This is a genomic window from Streptosporangium fragile, from assembly GCF_039534445.1.
Lineage (GTDB): Bacteria > Actinomycetota > Actinomycetes > Streptosporangiales > Streptosporangiaceae > Streptosporangium > Streptosporangium fragile.
Genome location: NZ_BAAAVI010000074.1, coordinates 24,562 through 42,572, shown reverse-complemented (window position 1 = coordinate 42,572; position 18,011 = coordinate 24,562). Strand labels below are relative to the sequence as shown.

Genomic DNA, 18,011 nt, shown 5'->3' with positions numbered 1-18,011 from the left:
CGGGCGCGACTCCCCTCCAGCAGCCGGTCGCTCAATGCTACCGGCCGTCGTAGGCATGGGCCATGCGCCGTGTCCCGGCCGGCGGCTTCCCGGGGTTCCCGTTCAGATCGCCGGCGCGCACCCGCAGCTGCGGCGCGCGACCAGCGGAGCGCGGAGCGCGGGCGGCGCGACGGCCTGCTCGAAGAGCAGGGCTGCCGAGCGGGAATCCCGCTGCCAGGCCAACGCCGCACGGGCCGCCTTCGCCTGATCCATCGGGGCACGGCCGCCTGAGCCCCGAAGGCGGCCCGGCGCGGTCACATGTTGATCATGTGTCCGGCGAGTCCGTGGATGGCCTCCTTGACCGCCTCGCCGAGGGTGGGGTGGGCGTGCACGTTGCGGGCGACCTCGTGAACCGTCAGGTCCCACTGCTGGGCCAGGGTCAGCTCGGGAAGCAGCTCGGTGACCTCGGGGCCGATCAGGTGCGCGCCGAGCAGCTCGCCGTGGGTGTCGTCAGCGATGATCTTGACGAAGCCGTTGGCGTCGCCCAGGCCGTGCGCCTTGCCGTTGGCGGTGAACGGGAACTTCACCACCTTGACGTCGTAACCCAGGTCGCGGGCCTGCGTCTCGGTGAAGCCGAAGCTGGCGATCTGCGGCTGGCAGTACGTCGCCCGCGGGATCATCACGAAGTCGAGCTCCATCGTCTCGGCGCCCGCGATGGTCTCGGCGGCGATGATGCCCATCGACTCGGCGGCGTGCGCGAGCATCAGCTTGGCGGTCACGTCGCCGATGGCGAAGATGTTCGGCACGCTGGTGCGGCCCCGCCCGTCGACGTCGATGGCGCCGCGGTCGGTCAGCTTGACCCCGGTGTTCTCCAGCCCGTAGCCCTCGACGCGCGGCTGGAAGCCGATGGCCTGCAGCACCTTGTCCGCCTCCAGGACCTGCTGCTCGCCGTTCCTGGAGACCGTGACACGCACCTTCGGGCCGGACTCGTCGATCGACTCCACCCGGGTCGAGGTCAGCACGTCGATGCCGAGCCGCTTGTAGCGCTTGGCCAGCTCGGCGGAGACCTCCTCGTCCTCCAGCGGCACGAGGCGGTCGAGGAACTCCACGATCGTCACCTTGACGCCGTAGTTGTGCATGACGTAGGCGAACTCCACGCCGATCGCCCCCGCCCCGGCGATGACGATGTCGGCGGGCAGGTCCCGGCTGAGGATCTGCTCCTCGTAGGTCACCACCCGGTCGGAGACCGAGGTGCCGGGCAGCAGCCGCGTGGTCGCGCCGACGGCGATGATGCAGTGGTCGAAGGTGACCGTCTGGTCGTTCACCCGGATCGTGTTGGCGTCGACGAAGACGCCGTGCCCGTCGATCTCGGTGATGGCGTTCTTCTTCATCAGGTAGTGCACGCCCTTGACGCGGCCGTCGGCCACCTTGCGGCTGCGCGCGAACGCCTCACCGTAGTCGAACGTGACGTTGCCTTCGACGCGGATGCCGAAGGTCTTGGCCTCGCGGGTGAAGATGTGGGCCAGTTCGGCGTTGCGCAGCAGCGCCTTGGACGGGATGCACCCCACGTTCAGGCACACACCGCCCCAGTACTTCTCCTCGATCACGGCCGTGCGCAGGCCGAGCTGGGCGGCCCGGACCGCCGCGGTGTATCCCCCGGGGCCCGCGCCGACGACGACGACGTCAAAGTGAGTGCTCATGGTCTGGACATTATTGGACCGCGGGCCATGGGCCGCACAGGGGGTCGCCGGCGCGCGGCTCCCGGTGCGAGATGTGATCCACGCGTTCGACGAGCGGGGGCCGGCCGTACTGGACCCTCGACTGCGACAAGACCGCCGCCCCGGGGGGACGGGCGGCGATCGGCTCTGTCAGCCCGCGAACGTCACCGTTCCGTACTGGTACTGCGTCTTGCCGTTCTCGTCACCGCTGTGGTTGCGCCCCGTCATGACCTGGTTGACACCGGCCTGCGTGGTGTGGCTGCTCTCGGTGTAGGGCTCCGTCCACGTCCGGTCGGTGATGCGGACCTGGCGCTCCTGCCAGTAGAGAGCCGCGGTCTTGTACTCGGTGGCACCGTTCTCGTCACCGTGGTGCCGGCGCCCGACGATCACCTGGTCGAGCGGCGCGGAGAAGTTCGACCTGCTCTCCTTCGCGTAGCCGAACCAGTCGCCGCTGAACACCTCCACCTGCACGTCGTTGATGAAGATCCAACTGCACTGGTAGGTGGTGTCGGCGTTCTCGTCCCCGTAGTGCGACCGTCCGGTCATGACCTGGCCCGCCGGGCAGCTGAACTCGTCCCCCGACTCCTGCACGGTTCCGCTGTAGACGTACTCGACCTTGATCGTCGCCGCCGAGGCCGGGGCCGGGATGTTCAGCGCCGCGACGGCGGCGACCGTGAGCGCGGCGAACGCGACCTTCTTCATGTCGTCCTTCTTTCCGGGGTCAGGCGTCGATGGTCACGTAGGCGTGCTGGTAGCGGGTGTTGCCGTTCTCGTCCCCGGAGTGCGCACGACCGATCAGGACCCGCTGGGTGTCGGTCTGGTAGTTGTGGTTGCTCTCCTTGAGGTCGCCGGTCCACACGGGATCGATCAGCCGCACCGTCTTCCCCCGCCACGACAGGGAGGCGGAGCGGTACAGGGTCGGGCCGTTCTCGTCCAGGGCGTGCCGGCGCCCGACGAGCGCCTGGTCCGGCGGGGAGGAGTAGCTGGAGTTGCTCTCCTTCTGGCTGAGGCTCCAGTCACCGATGCTCACCTTCACCTGCTCGTCGTTGATGAAAATCCAGCTACAGGTGTACGTCGTGTCGGCGTTCTCGTCCCCCTTGTGCGACCGCCCCGTGAGCACCTGGTTGGTGGGGCAGACGAACCAGGAGACAGACTCCTGCTGGGTCTCGGAGTAGGCCGGTACGACCTTGATCGTCACCGTCTCCGCAGACGCGGCCGGTGCGGGCGAGATCACGGCCAGGACCGCCGCTGAAACGGCCACCATTGCGGCGTTTACTGCCTTGCTGTACGTTCTCATCTTCTTTGGTTCCTTTCTGCATGCGAATACGTCCGGAGAGACGGCTCTGCATGCGAATACGTCCAGAGAGAGGGCGTAGCGCAGGCCAAAGTATGAGTCGCGCACAGCGGAGACGGCGTCAGTCTGGCGGATGATCAACTATCCGCCCGCCTGTGGACGACTTCTCGTCATCCGCCGGAACGGCAAAGCCCCGGCGCCCTTTTCCGCGGGGATCGGGGCTCCGTTATTTCGTCCGGTCAGTCGTTCGGGTTTTTGTGGTAAATGCTCACAACCCGTTGCCGATCTACGGTCCGTCCGGCATGTCGGACCGACTCACACGCCACCACGGACAACTTCGATACAGGTCCTGGATCTGACAAGTGAACGACAAGTCCCCTCCCTCATCATCGGCCGTCGAGAACCGCGGGTGCCTCCTACGGGTGACATCCGGTCGGTACCTCATCGTGGAGAAGATCCGCTCAAGGACGGGGAGGCTGCGTGCGCAGGCCGGGTATCACGATCGTCGGCTCAGGTTTCGCCGGGTTGTGCATGGCGATCAAGCTCAAGGAAGCGGGATATCACGACTTCGTGATCCTGGAGAAGTCCGCCGACCTCGGTGGCGCCTGGCGTGACAACACCTACCCCGGATGCGCCTGCGACGTTCCCTCCCCGCTGTACTCGTTCTCGTTCGAGCTCAACCCCGGCTGGTCACGGCTGTTCTCGCCGCAGCCGGAGATCTGGGACTACATGCGGGCCTGCGTCGACAAATATGGCATCACCCCGCACATCCGCTACGGCACCGAGGTGTCGGCGTTCGAGTTCGACGACGACCGGGCCATCTGGCGGGTGTCCACGTCCGGCGGAGAGTCGTTCCAGACCCACGCGGTCGTGTCGGGCATCGGCGCCCTGCACGTGCCGTCGATCCCGGACATCCCCGGTCGTGAGCGTTTCACGGGGACCGCGTTCCATTCGGCCCAGTGGGACCACTCCTGCGACCTGACCGGCAAGCGGGTCGCGGTCATCGGCACCGGCGCGTCGGCCGTGCAGTTCGTGCCGGTGGTGGCCGAGCAGGCCGGGCGGCTGCAGGTGTTCCAGCGGACGCCGCCGTGGATCCATCCCAAGCCCGACGTCGCCATCCCGGAGCGGATGCGCCGGGCCCTGCGGATGCCCGGCGCCGCGAGGACGCTGCGCGGGCTGGTCTACTGGCTGTTGGAGACCCGGGCGATGGGCTACACGATCGATCCCCGGCTGATGAAGGTCCACCAGCGGGTGGCCGAGCGGCACCTGGCCAAGCAGGTCCCCGACCCCGGGCTGCGGGCCAGGCTCACCCCCGACTACACGATCGGCTGCAAGCGGATCCTGCTGTCCAGCGACTACTATCCGACCCTCACCAGGGACAACGTCGAGCTGGTGACCGACCGGATCACCGAGATCGGGGAGCGGTCGATCGTCGACGCCGCGGGCCGGGAGCACGAGGTAGACGTGATCATCTACGGCACCGGCTTCAAGGTCCTCGACGCGCTCGACGGCCGGCGGATCGTCGGAAGGAACGGCCTCACGCTCCAGGACGCCTGGAGCGGTGGCATGGAGGCGTACCTGGGCGTGAGCACCTCAGGCTTCCCCAACCTGTTCTTCATGCTGGGCCCGAACACCAACCTCGCCCACACGTCGGTCGTGTTCATGATCGAGTCCCAGGTCCGGTATGTCGTGGACTGCCTGCGGCTGCTGTCCCGCACCAAGGCCAGGGCCCTGGACGTGCGGCCGGAGGTGCAGCGGGCCTACAACGACCGCCTCCAGCGGCGGCTGGAGCGGCTCGTCTGGACCGAGGGCGGCTGCACGAGCCTGTACCTGGACGAGAACGGAAAGAATCGTTCATTCTGGCCGGGCTTCAGCTTCGAGTACTGGGCGCGGACCCTGAGGGTGAAACCCGAGGCCTACGAGCTCATCGGCACCTCCCCGGCGCGGGGATGAGAACTCGTCTCCCGAGAAGGGCCATGATCGCAGGCAGCGTTGTGGCCGACTTGAAAAGTCTTGCGGCAGGTCCCCGAAAAGACGTTCAAGTCATTCACAACCCGGGATGGCATCGTGCCTTCCGGCTGGGGCGAGCAGCGGACGCGGCCTGTCGCTCGACGTCCCCTGCGAGGTCCAGCCGGCGACGGGTCCTCCCAATCACCACGAGGAGCTCAATTGAGCGTTTCGGCGAAGGCACGACTGGCCGGTTCGATGTTACGCATCGTCGGTCACACTTTCCGGGAGCGAATTGTGAGGCCGCCCGTCACCGGTGCGGAGGACATACCGGGAACACGGGGCGACATCGCGGAAGAGTGGCTCACAGCCGTTCTCTGCAAGGACCACCCGGATGCCCGTGTGGTCGGAGTGGAGTTCCGCGGGGGCAGCGAGGGGACGACGTCCCGCCAGGCGATGACCGTGTCCTACAACGAGGCCGGTCGTGAAGCCGGGCTGCCGGAGGCCCTGTTCGCCAAATACACCGCCAGACTGCTCTCGCGCATGCTGGTGGGCCCGGCGGGAGCGATCTCCGGCGAGGCGCGCTACTACCGGCTCATCCGGCCGGGCCTGTCCATGGAGGCGCCGATCGGCTACTTCGCGGCGTACGACGAGCGGTCCTGGCGCTCGATGTTCCTCCTTGAGGACGTCATGACGACACGGGACGCCCGGCCGGGGAACCCGCAGGTGTACGTCGACCGCCCGATGGCCGAGAGCATGGTGACGCAGTTGGCCGCCCTCCACGGCGCCTTCTGGAACAGCCCTCGGCTGGAGTCCGAATTCACCTGGCTCAAGAGCTCTGAGGAGTTCCAGGTCAATCTCAACGAGCTCGCCGGGTTCCAAGGCGTCATGGACAACGGTGTCAAGGTGTCGCAGGAGATCATGCCAGGGTCCGTGCTGCGCCGGTGCTCGGAGCTGTGGCCCGCGTTCATGCGCTCCCTCGACCTGAACTCACGGCCGCCGGTGACGCTTCTGCACACCGACGTGCACATCGGCAACTGGTACGTGACCGGGCAGAAGACCATGGGGCTCTACGACTGGCAGTGCCTGACGAAGGGCCAGTGGGCGGGCGACGTCACGTACGCGCTGACGTCGGCGCTCACCGTGGACGACAGGCGGGCGTGGGAACGCGACCTGCTCGCCCTGTACCTCGACGAGCTGAAGAGGGCCGGCGGCGAGCCACCGTCCTTCGCGGAGGCGTGGACGACCTACCGGCGGCAGGTCTTCCACGCGCTGGCGTTCTGGCTGTTCACGATCGGCGCCGGACGCCTGCAGCCCGACATGCAGCCGAAGGAGTTCAGCGCCATCAACGTCACGCGGATGGCCCAGGCGGTCGAGGACCTCGAGTCCTTCGACAGCGTTCAGGCCGCCTTCCGGTAGCGCCCTCTCCTCGATACCGGCCCTAATACACGTCGCGGGCGTAGCGCTTGTCGGCGGCCAGCTTCTTGACGTAGGCGTCGGCGCCGTCCTCGGTCAGGCCGCCGTGGACCTTGGCGATCTCGCGCAGGGTGCGGTCGACGTCCTTGGCCATGCGTCCGGCGTCTCCGCAGACGTAGAGATGGGCCCCGTCCCGGAGCCAGGACCAGAGCCGGGCGCCGTGTTCGCGCATCCGGTCCTGGACGTAGACCTTGGCGCGCTGGTCCCGGGAGAAGGCCAGGTCCAGCCGGGTCAGGGTGCCCTCCCGGTGCAGGCCGGAGAGTTCCTCCCGGTAGTAGAAGTCGGTGGCGCGGTGCTGCTCGCCGAAGAACAGCCAGTTGCGTCCGTGATCGCCACGGGCGCGGCGCTCGTCGAGGAAACCGAGGAAGGGTGCGACGCCCGTCCCGGGACCGACCATCACCATCGGCGCGGCGGGGTCGGCCGGGGGCCGGAAATGGGGTGAGCGCTGGACGAAGACCGGTACGGGGCTGCCGGCGGGGGCGTCGGCGAGGTGGGCCGAGCACACGCCGTTGCGCCGCCTGCCGTGCTGGTTGTCGAACCTCACCACCGACACCGTCAGACGGATCTCGCGGGGGCTGGTGAGCGGACTGGAGGAAATGGAGTAGAGCCGGGGCTGCAGGCGTTTGAGGACGTCGGCCCATTCCTGCGCGGTGGCGCGGACGGGGAACTCGGCGACGACGTCGACGGCCTGCCGGCCCCAGATCCACTGCGCCAGCTCGTTCTTGTTGTCCGGGCGCAGGAGTTTCCTCAGATGGCGGTCCCGGGTGCGGTCGGCGACGAACCGGAGCAGATCAGGGGTGATCCTGGTGATGTCCTGGTGGCGGTGGAGGGCCTCACCGAGCGGCATCGAGCCGTCGGCCAGGTCGACGGGGGCGGCCGGGTCCAGGCCGGTGACGGCCAGCCACTCCGCGACGAGGTCGGGATGGTTGACCGGCCAGACGCCCAGCGCGTCACCGGCCTCGTACGGCAGGGTGGCGTCGCCGGTGTCGACGACGAACTGCCGCACCTCCTTGCCCGCGCCGGGCAGGCTGAGGAGGCGGTTGCCCGAGAGCCGTGCGGTGAGCGGCGCGTTCTTGCCGTACCGGGCCGGGGCCGGGCTCGCCGCGCCGCCTCGGCCGGTGCCGACTCCGCCGGGGGCCGGGCCGGAGGCGGCGCCCGCCGTCGCCGGGGGCGTGGCCAGTGCCTGGAGCACCCGGTCGAGCCACTGCCGGGCGGGCCGCTCGTCGTCCGGCTCGCAGTCCACGCGCGGGAGCAGGCGCACGGCGCCGAGCTCTTCGAGACGCCGGTCGAGACGGCGCCCGTGCCCGCAGAAGTCGTCGTAGCTGGAGTCGCCGAAGGCCAGAACCGAGTAGCGGATGCCGTCCAGGCGCGGTGCTTCGGGCGCGGCGAGCGACTCCCAGAAACCGGTGCCGTTGTCGGGGGCGTCGCCGTCGCCGAAGGTGCTGGTGATGACCAGCAGATCCGCGCCGCGGGGGAGGGCCGCCGGGGTGCAGTCGGCCATGCTGAGGACGGTCGGGGCCCGTTCGGTCTCGGTCAGGCGGCGGGCGGTGGCGGTGGCGAAGTCCTCCGCCTTGCCGGTCTGGGAGGCCCACAGGACGACCAGCTGACGTCCCTCGACCTCGGGGATCTCCCGCGCCCCCGCCGGGCCCGGGGCGCCGGGCCGGGCCGGCGGCGTCCGGGAGAACAGCCCCGCCAGCGTGCCGTTGATCCACAGCAGGTGGTCCGGGTCGAGGGGCGCGAGCTCCGGCAGCACCGGCACGGCGCCGCCGGACGGCGGCGCCGCGCGGAGCCCGGCCAGGAAACCGGCCAGGTAGCGGCGTTCGCCTGCGGCGAGCACGGGCGGGGAGACGTCCGGGAGTCCCAGCAGCCGGGCCAGCTCCGCCGCGCTGCCGCCCGCGGGCGGGGCGGCGGCGACGGGATCCGCGTGCACGCCGCCGCCGTCGTCGTCCGCGGCGCCGGGATCCACCGCGACCCTGGTGAGGGAGACCGCGCAGGCCTTGAGCTCCGGCTGGAAGGAGATGGGGTCGACCGCGTCGTTGGTCACGGCGTTGACGCTGAGGTACTCGCCGAACAGGTCGTTCCAGTGGAAGGGCGCGAAGCAGTCACCCGGCCGCACCCGGTCCGTCACCACGGCCGGGAGCACCGCCCGTCCGCGCCGGGAGGCGACCTCCACCGAGTCGCCCTCGGCGACGCCCAGGGCGTCCGCGTCCCGCGGGTGGATCTCCACGAAGGGCCCCGGGTTGAGCTTGTTGAGCTTGGCGACCTTGCCGGTCTTGGTCATGGTGTGCCACTGGTGCTGGAGCCGCCCGGTGTTCAGGACGAAGGGGAAGTCGTCGTCGGGCAGCTCGGCGGGCGGCAGGTGCGGGCGGGGGAAGAACACCGCGCGGCCGCTCGCGGTCGGGAAGGACAGCCGGGGCCGGGCCCCGCCGGGGCCCTCGGCGAGCTCCTGGCTGACACCGTCGTTGAGGTAGCGGATCGGGTTGCGGTCGCCGCCGTCGGCGGACGCGCTGGGCCACTGCACCGGCGTGGCCCGCAGCCGGTCGTAGGTCACGCCGCGCAGGTCGTAACCGGTCTTCGGGTTCCAGGCCCGCTTGATCTCCTCGAAGACCTCCTCGGCGCAGCCGTAGTCGAAGGCGTCGGCGAAGCCCATCTCGCAGGCGACACGAGCGATGATCTGCCAGTCCGGCAGCGCCTGGCCGGGCGGTTCCACCGCCGGCCGCAGCAGGGTCAGATTGCGCTCGGAATTGATCATCACCCCCTCGCTCTCCGCCCACAGGGCGGCCGGGAGCACCACGTCGGCGTAGGAGTTGGTCTCGGTCTCGGTGAAGGCGTCCTGGGTGACGACGAACTCGGCGGCCTCCAGCCCTTGGATGACGCTTCTGCGGTTGGCGACCGACGCGACCGGGTTGGTGCAGATGATCCAGCACGCTTTGATCCCGCCGTCGGCCATCCGGGAGAACATCTCGACGGTGCCCCTGCCGACGTCGGTCCGGAGCGTTCCCGGCGCGATGCCCCACAGGTCCTCGACGAAGCGGCGGTCCTCCTCCACCAGCACGGAGCGCTGTCCGGGCAGGCCCGGCCCCATGTAGCCCATCTCGCGCCCGCCCATGGCGTTGGGCTGGCCCGTCAGCGAGAACGGGCCGCTGCCCGGACGGCAGATCGCGCCGGTGGCCAGGTGCAGGTTGCACAGGGCGTTGGTGTTCCAGGTGCCGTGCGTGCTCTGGTTCAGGCCCATCGTCCAGCAGCTCATCCACTCGCCGGCCTCGCCGATCAGCCGGGCGGCGCGGCGGATGTCCGCCTCCGCCAGGCCGGTGATCTCGGCGACCCTCGCGGGCGGGTAGTCCCGCAGGAACGGCGGCATCGCCTCCCAGCCCTCGGTGAACTCCGCGATGAAGCCCTCGTCGACGTGCCCGTTCTCGACCAGCAGGTGCAGCAGCCCGTTGAGCAGGGCCAGGTCCGTGCCCGGCCTGATCTGCAGGTGGAGGTCGGCCTTGGCGGCGGTGGCGGTACGCCGGGGATCGACCACGATGAGCGTGGCGCCCGCCTTCACCCGCTCCATCAGCCGCAGGAACAGGATCGGGTGACAGTCGGCCATGTTGGCGCCGATGACGAAGAAGACGTCCGCGTGCTCGAAGTCCTCGTACGAACCGGGCGGGCCGTCCGAACCCAGCGACAGCTTGTAACCGCTGCCCGCGCTGGCCATGCACAGCCGGGAGTTGGACTCGATCTGGTTGGTCCGGACGAACCCCTTGGCCAGCTTGTTGGCCAGGTACTGCGCCTCCAACGTCATCTGGCCCGACACGTAGAAGGCCAGCGCGTCCGGGCCGTGCTCGTCCAGGATCCGGCGCAGCCGCCGCGCGGTCTCCGTGATCGCGGCGTCCACGTCCGTGGCCGCGGGCTCGGCACCGCGATCCGTCCGCACCAGGGCCGTGGCCAGCCGCCCCGGGGCGGCGAGCAGGTCGGCGCTGGTCGCGCCCTTGGTGCACAGGCGGCCGGAGTTGGCGGGGTGGGACCTGTCACCGGAGGCCCTGACCACCGTGCGCCGCCCGTCGGCGTCCCGCGCGACCTCGAGCACCATCCCGCAGCCGACACCGCAGTACGAGCAGACTGTCTTCACCGTCGAAGTGGTGATATCCGGGCCGGTTGCCGTCACCTGAGTCCCTTCCTGGCCACCGCCCCAGCCGGCGGCGGGTGCGTCACGCACCGCACCATAAGAAGGACCTGTTACACGGTTGTCACAATCGCCGTTTCCGCACAGTTACATCCGCCCCACAAGTGCAGTGTCACGTTCATACCGCGCACCCCGGGGACCGGGACGTGGCACGTCACGGCGCGAACCGGCCCCGGAACCCGGTGACGCCGGGGGTCGCCCCGACGGCCCGCGCCGGGCGGGTCGCCCCGACGGCCCGCGCCGGGCGGGTGGGCCGCGCCCGCCGCCCGTTCACGCGGGGTAGGCGTGGGTCTCGGTGGCCTTGACCGCGGCCCAGATCCGCCGGCCGGGGACCAGGTCGAGGTCGGCGACGGCGGCCGGGGTGACGTCGGCCCAAGCGGTGATCGGCCCGTCCAGGTGGATGCGGACGTTGTCGCCGTGGCGTTCGATGCCGTCGATCGTGGCCTGCCACAGGTTGCGGGGGGTGCCCTCGGGCCGGTGGCGGTGGAGGGCGACCGCGCTGGGGGCGAAAGCGACGAACGCCGGCCCGTCGAGGGGTTCGGCGACGCTGAACAGGATCTCGCCGACCTCGACGTGCCGGCCGGTGGCGGTACCCCGCTGCAGGTTGAGGCCGGCCAGGCGGGCGACGTAGTCGGTGCGGGGGCGGCGGGCGACCTCGGCCGGTGCCCCCTCCTGGACGACGGCGCCGTGCTCGACGACGACCAGCCGGTCGGCGAGCACCATGGCGTCCAGCGGGTCGTGGGTGACCAGGACGGTGACGCCGTCGAAGTCGGCCAGGTGGCGGCGGAGCTGGGAGCGGATCTCCAGGCGGGTGTGGGCGTCCAGCGCGGCCAGGGGCTCGTCCAGCAGCAGCAGGCGGGGCCGCACGGCCAGGGCGCGGGCGAGCGCGACGCGCTGGGCCTGCCCGCCGGACAGTTGCCGGGGCCGGGCGGCGGCGTGGCCGGCCAGGCCGACGCGATCCAGCCAGGCCGCGGCGACGCGGCGCGCCTCGTGCTTGGCGGCGCCGTGACAGCGGGGGCCGAAGGCGACGTTGTCCAGGGCCGACAGGTGCGGGAACAGCAGGTAGTCCTGGAAGACCACGCCGATCGGGCGGCGCTCGGCCGGCAGGTCGTGCAACGCCTCGCCGTCCAGGAGGATCCGCCCACCGGACAGCGCGGTGAGCCCGGCCAGCGCGCGCAACGCGGTGGTCTTGCCCGCGCCGTTGGGGCCGAGCAACGCCACGACCTGACCGGACGCGACCTCCAGGTCGATGTCCAGGCGGAAGGCGGGCCGGTCGACGACGAGGTGGGCCCGGAGGAGCGGGGACGACGTCACGGGCCGGTCACCCACCGGTCACGCAGGCCCGCCAGGATGACGACGGAGACGGCCAGCAGGACGAGGCTGAGCACGATCGCGGCCTCCGGTTCGGTCTCCAGGGCGAGATAGACGGCCAGCGGCATGGTCTGGGTGCGGCCGGGAAAGTTGCCGGCGAAGGTGATGGTGGCGCCGAACTCGCCCAGCGCGCGGGCCCAGCACAGCACCGCCCCGGCCATGATGCCCGGGGCGACCAGGGGCAGGGTGACGCGGCGGAAGACGGTCCAGCGGGAGGCACCCAGGGTGGCGGCGGCCTCCTCGAACCGGAGGTCGGCGGCGCGCAGCGCGCCCTCGACGCTGATCACCAGGAACGGCATCGCGACGAACGCCTCGGCGACCACCACCCCGGCGGTGCTGAACGGCAGGGAGAAGCCGAACGCCTGCTCCAGCCACTGGCCGACCAGGCCGCGCCGTCCCAGCACGAGCAGCAGGGCGACGCCGCCCACCACGGGCGGCAGCACCAGCGGAACGGTGATCAACGCCCGCACCAGGCGGCGGCCGGGGAAGGAGACCCGGGCCAGCAGCCAGGCCAGCGGCACGCCGAGCAGCAGGCAGACGAGCGTGGCGATGGTCGCGGTCACCAGCGACAGGCGCAGCGCCTCCAGCACCTGCGGCTCGCCCAGCCTTTCGAGCAGGGTGGGCCAGGGGGCGCGGATCAGCAGCCCGGCCGGCGGCAGCACCAGGAAGACCATGCCGGCCACGGCGGGCACGACCAGCACCCATGGGAGGCGGCCCGCCACGCCGTCGGAGGGGCGGCCCGGCCGGCCGGGCCGGGGCCGGGCACCGCCCCGCCCGGTGGTCGTCTCGGAAGGTCGCATCGGAGGTCAGGGGGCCTCGAAGCCGGCCCCGGTCAGCGCGTCCCTGCCCTGCCGCGACAGCACCAGGTCGACGAACCGCTGGGCCGCCGGCCCGGCGGGCGCCTTGGTCAGGGCGGCGATCGGGTAGTCGTTGACCGCCTTGCCAGCCTCCGGGAAGTCGACGCCCCGCACCTTGCCGGCGGAGGCGATCACGTCGGTCCGGTAGACGAGGGCGGCGTCGACCTCGCCGAGTTCGACCTTGGTCAGGGTGGCCTTGACGTCCTGCTCCAGGGTGACCGGGGTGACCTTCAGGCCCGCGGCGTCCAGCGCCTTGACCGCCGCGGCTCCGCAGGGCACCTGCTCGGCGCACAGGGCGACCTTGACCCGGGGGTCGGCCAGATCCGCGAGGTCGTCCACCTTGGCCGGGTTGCCGGCCGGGACGGCGATCTGCAGCCTGTTGCGGGTGAACGTGACCGGGCCGGAGGCCAGTGAGGCGTCGGTGACGGTCTTCATCGTGGCCGGGCTGGCGGCGGCGAACACGTCCGCGGGGGCGCCCTGGACGATCTGCTGGGCCAGGGTGGCGCTGGAGCCGAAGTTGAACGTCACCTTCGTGCCCGGGTGGGCGGCCTCGAAGGCCTTGCCCAGCTCGGTGAAGGTCCCCGTCAGCGACGCGGCGGCGAACACCGTCAACGTGCCGGCCCCGCCGGACGTGGCGGCCGCGGAGGTGGCCGGGTCACCGGAGCCGCAGCCGGACAGGGCCGCGGCCAGGGTGAGGGCGAGCAGGGCCGTGACGACCCGCCGGGCAAAAAGACGCCTGAACACCGGGGGCTCCTTACTGGTTCGCCGCACGGGCGTGGTCGGGGATCTCCACGACGACGTTGGTGGACTTGATCACGGCGACCGCCACCACCCCCGGTTCCAGGCCCAGCTCGTCGGCGGCCTGCCGGCTCATCAGCGACACCACCCGGTACGGCCCGGCGGCGATCTCCACCTGGGCCATCACCGCGTCCTTGATCACCTCGGTCACGATCCCGCGGAAGTGGTTACGCGCCGAGGAGTGCCCCGCGCCGTCCCCGGCCTCGATCTGGGAGCGCGCGAACGCGGCCAGATCCACGCCGGCGACCATCCGGTGGCCGTGCTCGTCCCGGCGGGCGGGGAGCCGGCCGGCGTCGATCCACCGGCGGACGGTGTCGGGGCTGACCCCGAGCAGCGCGGCGGCCTCGCTGATCCGAAACGTCGTCACGACCAATCACCATACCTTCGCATATTCCGGCTTGAACACCCAGTATCCCTGGCAATCACCCGGCTTACTGTCACGTTCACATCGCATCTGAGAGGGCTGCGAGGTGTGGTCCCCGCGCCTGCCGGTGACGCCGGTGCGTCGCCGCGAGGACCCGCCGGTGGAAGGTGGTCTTGCCCGATGCCTGCAGTCCGACGAGGATCGCCACCTCCAGATCGCTCACCTCACCATTGCAGCAGGTCGCCGGGGGAGAGCGGGACGGGCGGTGCGCCGGGTGCCGTCAGGACGGCGCTCATGTCGCGCTTGCGGCCTCGCCGGGGTTCCCGGGCCGGGCCGGTTCGGCGGGCGACGGCGGGTGCGACCGCGCCCGGGGGGCGGCCGCGGCGAGGTAGGCCTCCACGATTTCGTCGACGGGCCTGTCGAGGCCGAGGACGATCCCGTGCTCGTCCGGTCCGAGGGGCTCCAGGGTCTCGAACTGCGAGATGACCAGTGAGGCGGGCATGAAGTGCCCCGGCCGGTCGGCCACGCGGCGGCGTACGACCTCGATCCCGCCGTGGAGGTGCACGAAGCGCACCGCCGGCGCCGACCGCCGCAGGATGTCGCGGTAACTCCGCCTGAGCGCGGAACAGCTCGCCACGCCGCCGGTGGCGGCGTGCCCGGCGAGCCAGGCCCCGACCGCCCGCAGCCACGGCATCCGGTCGCCGTCGTCGAGCGGGATGCCGGCCGACATCTTGGCGACGTTGGCCTCGCTGTGGAAGTCGTCTCCGTCCGCGAACGGCACCCGCAGCCGCTGGGCGAGGGCGGCGCCCACGGTGGTCTTGCCCGAGCCGGTCACGCCCATGACGACGAGCAGCGGGGCGGAGGGGACCGGGTTGCCGGGATCCTGGGTGGGACTCATGGGGAAGACCTCTCATGTCGAGCTTTGCGTAAGCCTGACATGATTAGACATATGTGATCAAGATTAAATCGCAATAAATCATATCTTTTCCGCCGTCTGGTGGGAAAGGTGAAAAATCATGAGATGATTGGCCACCGTGGGTGCCAACGACCAGGCCGCCGGAGGGCTGCACCGGAGCGTCCTCGACGAGCTCGGCTCGCTGATCGTCTCGGGCGCTCTCGCCGCCGGTCAGGTGCTGAAGATCGAGGAGCTGGAGCTCCGGTTCGGCGTGTCCCGGTCGGTGATCCGCGAGACGATCCGCGTCCTGGAGTCGATGGGGCTGCTGAGCAGCCGCCGCCGGGTCGGCGTCATCGTGGCCGCGCGCGCGGAGTGGAACCTCTTCGACCCGCGGGTCATCCGGTGGCGGCTCGCCGGAGACGACCGCGACGGGCAGCTCAGGTCGCTCGGCGAGCTGCGCCGCGGGGTCGAGCCGGTGGCCGCCGCCCTCGCCGCGCGCCACGCGACCCCCGAGCAGTGCGGCGCGCTGACCGGCGCCGTCATGCAGATGGCCGTGCACGGCAGGTCCGGCGACCTCCGGGCGTACCTGGCCGCGGACATCCTCTTCCACCGCACCCTGCTGGAGGCCTCCGGCAACGAGATGCTGGGCGCGCTCACCGAGGTGGTCGCCGAGGTGCTGACCGGCCGGACGCACCACCACCTGATGCCGGCCCACCCCGAGCCGGCGGCGATCCGGTGGCACGCGGAGGTCGCGCAGGCGGTCCAGGCGGGAGACGCCGCGGCGGCCGAGCACGCCATGCGCCTCATCGTCGACGAGGCCGTCCAGGCGACGCTGGGCGGAGAGCCCGAGGCGCACGGCGGCTGAGCGGCACGTCGTCCTCCGGCGCGGGGCTGTCGTCGACCGTCACGACGAGTTCGGCCAACCGGTCGTCGTAGGACGCCTCAGGGCGGACCTGGCGCGACCGCAGGACATCCAGGCTGATCCGGCCGACCACCGTGGTCAGCCAGCCTGCGAGGTTGTCGATGGTCGCCGCGTCCTGGCGGGAGAGCCGCAGCCAGGCCTCCTGAACCACGTCCTCGGCGTCGGCGTGCGATCCGAGCATGCGGTGGGCGACCGCGCGCAGCCGGTCGCGCTGGGCCTCGAACGCCTCGCCCACCGGGTCCGTCGGGCTGGTATCGGACATGTTGTTACCTTCCTCGAATCTGTTCCGTCATGGGTGATGACGGGCCCGGACGGGCCCAGGTAACCGATGAAGGAGCAGATCCGATGGAAGCACGCATGAAGAGCCGGGCGAACGCCGACGTGATGACGGCGATCCAGCACCTCTACAAGGCGATTCACGCCGGTGGCGTCGACCCGCTCGTGCTCGGGCTGGTCCACCTGCGGGCCAGCCAGATCAACGGCTGCAGCCCGTGCGTCTTCGCCGGGGTCGCCTCGGCCAAGAAGCACGGGGAGACCGACGAGCGGCTGCACAACGTGGTCACCTGGCGCGAGACGCCGTTCTTCACCGAGGCGGAGCGGGCCGCGCTCGCGTTGACCGAGGCCGCCACCCGGATCCAGGACGGCGCGCCGGGCGTGACCGACGAGATCTGGGAGGCCGCCGCCGCCCACTTCGACGAGAAGCAGCTGTCCGCGATCAATCTGGAGATCGCGCTGACCAACTTCTTCAACCGGATCAACCGTACGATCCGGGAGCAGGCCGGCAAGACCTGGTGAGCCGGTCGGGGCGTCATCCACCTCCCGAAGCAAGGATGACGCCCCGCCGACCAAGACGTCGAAAGCATGAACGGGGGCTTGCGGGGAGCAAGGGATTCGCTGCGCTGTGGTTTCCGGGCCCTGGTAGGCCGTCACCATGGCGCGTGGAGACCTCACCGGCGAAGAGTGGTCCTTGGTCGAGCCTCGCCTGCCCTCGGGTGAGCGAGGCCCGATCCCGGACCTGCGGCAGCAGTTCAACGCGGTGGTGCGGCGGTTTCGTGCGGGCGGCCCACGGCGGGATCCGCCTGCCGGGTACGGGCCATGGTCCACCACCCGTGACCGGTTCCGATCGTGGGCGACGGTGGGCGTCTTCGAGCGGTTGACGCCGGTGATGATCGCCGAGGCCGCCGCCCGCGGGCAGGCCGACCTCGACCTGCTGCGTCGACGCCGCGTCAAGGCCGTCACAGCAGGGTCTTGAGGAACTCCCTGGTGCGTACGGCGTCCTCACCGGTGGCGTACTCGGAGGCGACGAAGTCCGTCACGCCGGCGTCGGCCAGGAACCGGATCTGCGCGGCGACCTCCTTCTCGTCACCCACCAGGGCGACGTCGGCGGGTCCCCCGGCCTGCTCCCGGTCGAGCATCGCCCGGTAGGACGGCATCCTGCCGTACACCTCGTACACCTTGGCGGCGCGGGCGCGGCCGGCTGCGACGTCGTCGGTGACGCACACCGGGAGGGCGCACACCACCCGCGGCCGCGGGCGTTCCCGGGCGGCCTCGGTGATCGTGGGGATCGCGTAGTCGGCGACGGTCCTGGGCCCGGTCATCCAGAGCACGGTGCCGTCCGCCATCTCGCCGGCCAGCCGGAGCATCCGCGGGGCCAGCGCGGCGACGAGCACGGGCATGTCGCTCACACGGGGCGTCGTGAGGCTCAGGTGAGCCTTGATCGTCTCCCCGTCGACGTCGGCCCGCTCGCCTCTCACCAGCGGCATCAGCACGGACAGGAACTCCCGCATGTGCCGGGCCGGCTTGTCGTAGCTGTAGCCGAGCTTGTCTTCGATGATCACCCGGTGGGACAGGCCGATGCCCAGGGTCAGCCGCCCGCCGAGTGCGGCGTTCACCGTCAGCGCCTGCTGCGCCAGTGCCGCCGGATGCCGGGGGTAGGTCGGGACCACGGCGGTGCCCAGCTCGATCCCCGGCACCCGGCTCCCCACGACGGCCAGCGCGGTCAGCGCGTCCAGCCCGAAGATGTGCGGCATCCACACGGACGCGAAGCCCTCCTCGGCGGCGCGGTCCAGCTTCGCGTGCAGTTCGTCGAGCGCGTGCAGCCTGTTCGGCGCGTCAAGCAGCAGACCCACTCTCATCCCGGACTCCGTCCTCACCGATCCCCGGTGGTTAACGATGAACAACCATCTCGTCTTGAGGCTCACTCTCAACAACGAGGTCTT

At 70.8% G+C, this 18,011-nt stretch carries 18 protein-coding genes; 5 read left to right on the top strand and 13 right to left on the bottom strand.

Features of this window, described 5'->3' with window-relative positions; translation table 11 throughout:
* Positions 1–102 precede the first annotated feature (102 nt).
* The 4 genes from ABD841_RS33770 to ABD841_RS33755 form a co-directional block, all read right to left on the bottom strand.
* Positions 103–252, bottom strand: a complete 150-nt coding sequence (locus ABD841_RS33770; protein WP_344980280.1) for a hypothetical protein — start codon at positions 250–252, stop codon at positions 103–105.
* A gap of 41 nt (positions 253–293) precedes the next feature.
* Entirely contained in the window at positions 294–1,679 is a 1,386-nt protein-coding gene (lpdA, locus tag ABD841_RS33765; RefSeq protein WP_344980278.1) for a dihydrolipoyl dehydrogenase, read from the bottom strand.
* A 168-nt stretch (positions 1,680–1,847) separates the two neighbouring features.
* Entirely contained in the window at positions 1,848–2,399 is a 552-nt protein-coding gene (locus tag ABD841_RS33760; protein ID WP_344980276.1) for a hypothetical protein, read from the bottom strand.
* 19 nt (positions 2,400–2,418) lie between these two features.
* A complete protein-coding gene (locus tag ABD841_RS33755; protein ID WP_344980274.1) occupies positions 2,419–2,994 on the bottom strand; it encodes a hypothetical protein in 576 nt (191 codons plus the stop codon).
* Positions 2,995–3,471: 477 nt separating this feature from the next.
* Between ABD841_RS33755 and ABD841_RS33750 the strand changes: the two genes are divergently transcribed.
* Both ABD841_RS33750 and ABD841_RS33745 read left to right on the top strand, forming a co-directional pair.
* Positions 3,472–4,944, top strand: coding sequence for a flavin-containing monooxygenase (locus ABD841_RS33750; protein WP_344980272.1), 1,473 nt, complete (start codon positions 3,472–3,474; stop codon positions 4,942–4,944).
* A gap of 396 nt (positions 4,945–5,340) precedes the next feature.
* Positions 5,341–6,357, top strand: coding sequence for a phosphotransferase (locus ABD841_RS33745; RefSeq protein WP_344980270.1), 1,017 nt, complete (start codon positions 5,341–5,343; stop codon positions 6,355–6,357).
* A gap of 22 nt (positions 6,358–6,379) precedes the next feature.
* On the opposite strand, the gene ABD841_RS33740 is transcribed toward ABD841_RS33745, so the two are convergent.
* The 7 genes from ABD841_RS33740 to ABD841_RS33710 form a co-directional block, all read right to left on the bottom strand.
* Entirely contained in the window at positions 6,380–10,531 is a 4,152-nt protein-coding gene (locus tag ABD841_RS33740) for a bifunctional nitrate reductase/sulfite reductase flavoprotein subunit alpha (RefSeq protein ID WP_344980268.1), read from the bottom strand.
* Between the two features lie 324 nt (positions 10,532–10,855).
* On the bottom strand, positions 10,856–11,899 hold the full coding sequence (locus tag ABD841_RS33735; RefSeq protein WP_344980266.1) for an ABC transporter ATP-binding protein: 1,044 nt from the start codon (positions 11,897–11,899) through the stop codon (positions 10,856–10,858).
* Positions 11,896–12,756: an ABC transporter permease gene (locus ABD841_RS33730; RefSeq protein WP_425582083.1), complete on the bottom strand. Its 861-nt coding sequence runs from the start codon at positions 12,754–12,756 to the stop codon at positions 11,896–11,898. The genes ABD841_RS33735 and ABD841_RS33730 overlap by 4 nt, the downstream gene beginning before the upstream one ends.
* A gap of 6 nt (positions 12,757–12,762) precedes the next feature.
* A complete protein-coding gene (gene modA, locus ABD841_RS33725; RefSeq protein ID WP_344980264.1) occupies positions 12,763–13,557 on the bottom strand; it encodes a molybdate ABC transporter substrate-binding protein in 795 nt (264 codons plus the stop codon).
* 10 nt (positions 13,558–13,567) lie between these two features.
* Positions 13,568–13,978 (bottom strand): TOBE domain-containing protein, encoded by a 411-nt coding sequence (locus ABD841_RS33720; RefSeq protein WP_344980262.1) that lies wholly within the window; start codon positions 13,976–13,978, stop codon positions 13,568–13,570.
* 76 nt (positions 13,979–14,054) lie between these two features.
* A complete protein-coding gene (locus tag ABD841_RS33715) occupies positions 14,055–14,198 on the bottom strand; it encodes a hypothetical protein (protein ID WP_344980260.1) in 144 nt (47 codons plus the stop codon).
* Between the two features lie 69 nt (positions 14,199–14,267).
* A complete protein-coding gene (locus tag ABD841_RS33710) occupies positions 14,268–14,873 on the bottom strand; it encodes a gluconokinase (RefSeq protein ID WP_344980258.1) in 606 nt (201 codons plus the stop codon).
* Between the two features lie 136 nt (positions 14,874–15,009).
* On the opposite strand from ABD841_RS33710, the gene ABD841_RS33705 reads away from it, so the two are divergent.
* Complete coding sequence (locus ABD841_RS33705) at positions 15,010–15,735, top strand: FadR/GntR family transcriptional regulator (protein WP_344980282.1); 726 nt, start codon at positions 15,010–15,012, stop codon at positions 15,733–15,735.
* On the opposite strand, the gene ABD841_RS40975 is transcribed toward ABD841_RS33705, so the two are convergent.
* Positions 15,674–16,054, bottom strand: a complete 381-nt coding sequence (locus tag ABD841_RS40975) for a sigma factor (RefSeq protein ID WP_425582082.1) — start codon at positions 16,052–16,054, stop codon at positions 15,674–15,676. The two genes, ABD841_RS33705 and ABD841_RS40975, sit on opposite strands and share 62 nt — an antisense overlap.
* Before the next feature lie 83 nt (positions 16,055–16,137).
* Between ABD841_RS40975 and ABD841_RS33695 the strand changes: the two genes are divergently transcribed.
* On the top strand, positions 16,138–16,587 hold the full coding sequence (locus ABD841_RS33695; protein WP_344980256.1) for a carboxymuconolactone decarboxylase family protein: 450 nt from the start codon (positions 16,138–16,140) through the stop codon (positions 16,585–16,587).
* Between the two features lie 136 nt (positions 16,588–16,723).
* The gene (locus tag ABD841_RS33690; protein WP_344980254.1) at positions 16,724–17,044 is read left to right on the top strand and encodes a transposase; all 321 of its coding nucleotides are present in this window, start codon (positions 16,724–16,726) and stop codon (positions 17,042–17,044) included.
* Here the strand turns inward: ABD841_RS33690 and ABD841_RS33685 are convergent.
* Positions 17,028–17,927, bottom strand: a complete 900-nt coding sequence (locus ABD841_RS33685; protein WP_344980252.1) for an LLM class F420-dependent oxidoreductase — start codon at positions 17,925–17,927, stop codon at positions 17,028–17,030. The genes ABD841_RS33690 and ABD841_RS33685 overlap by 17 nt on opposite strands.
* Positions 17,928–18,011 lie beyond the last annotated feature (84 nt).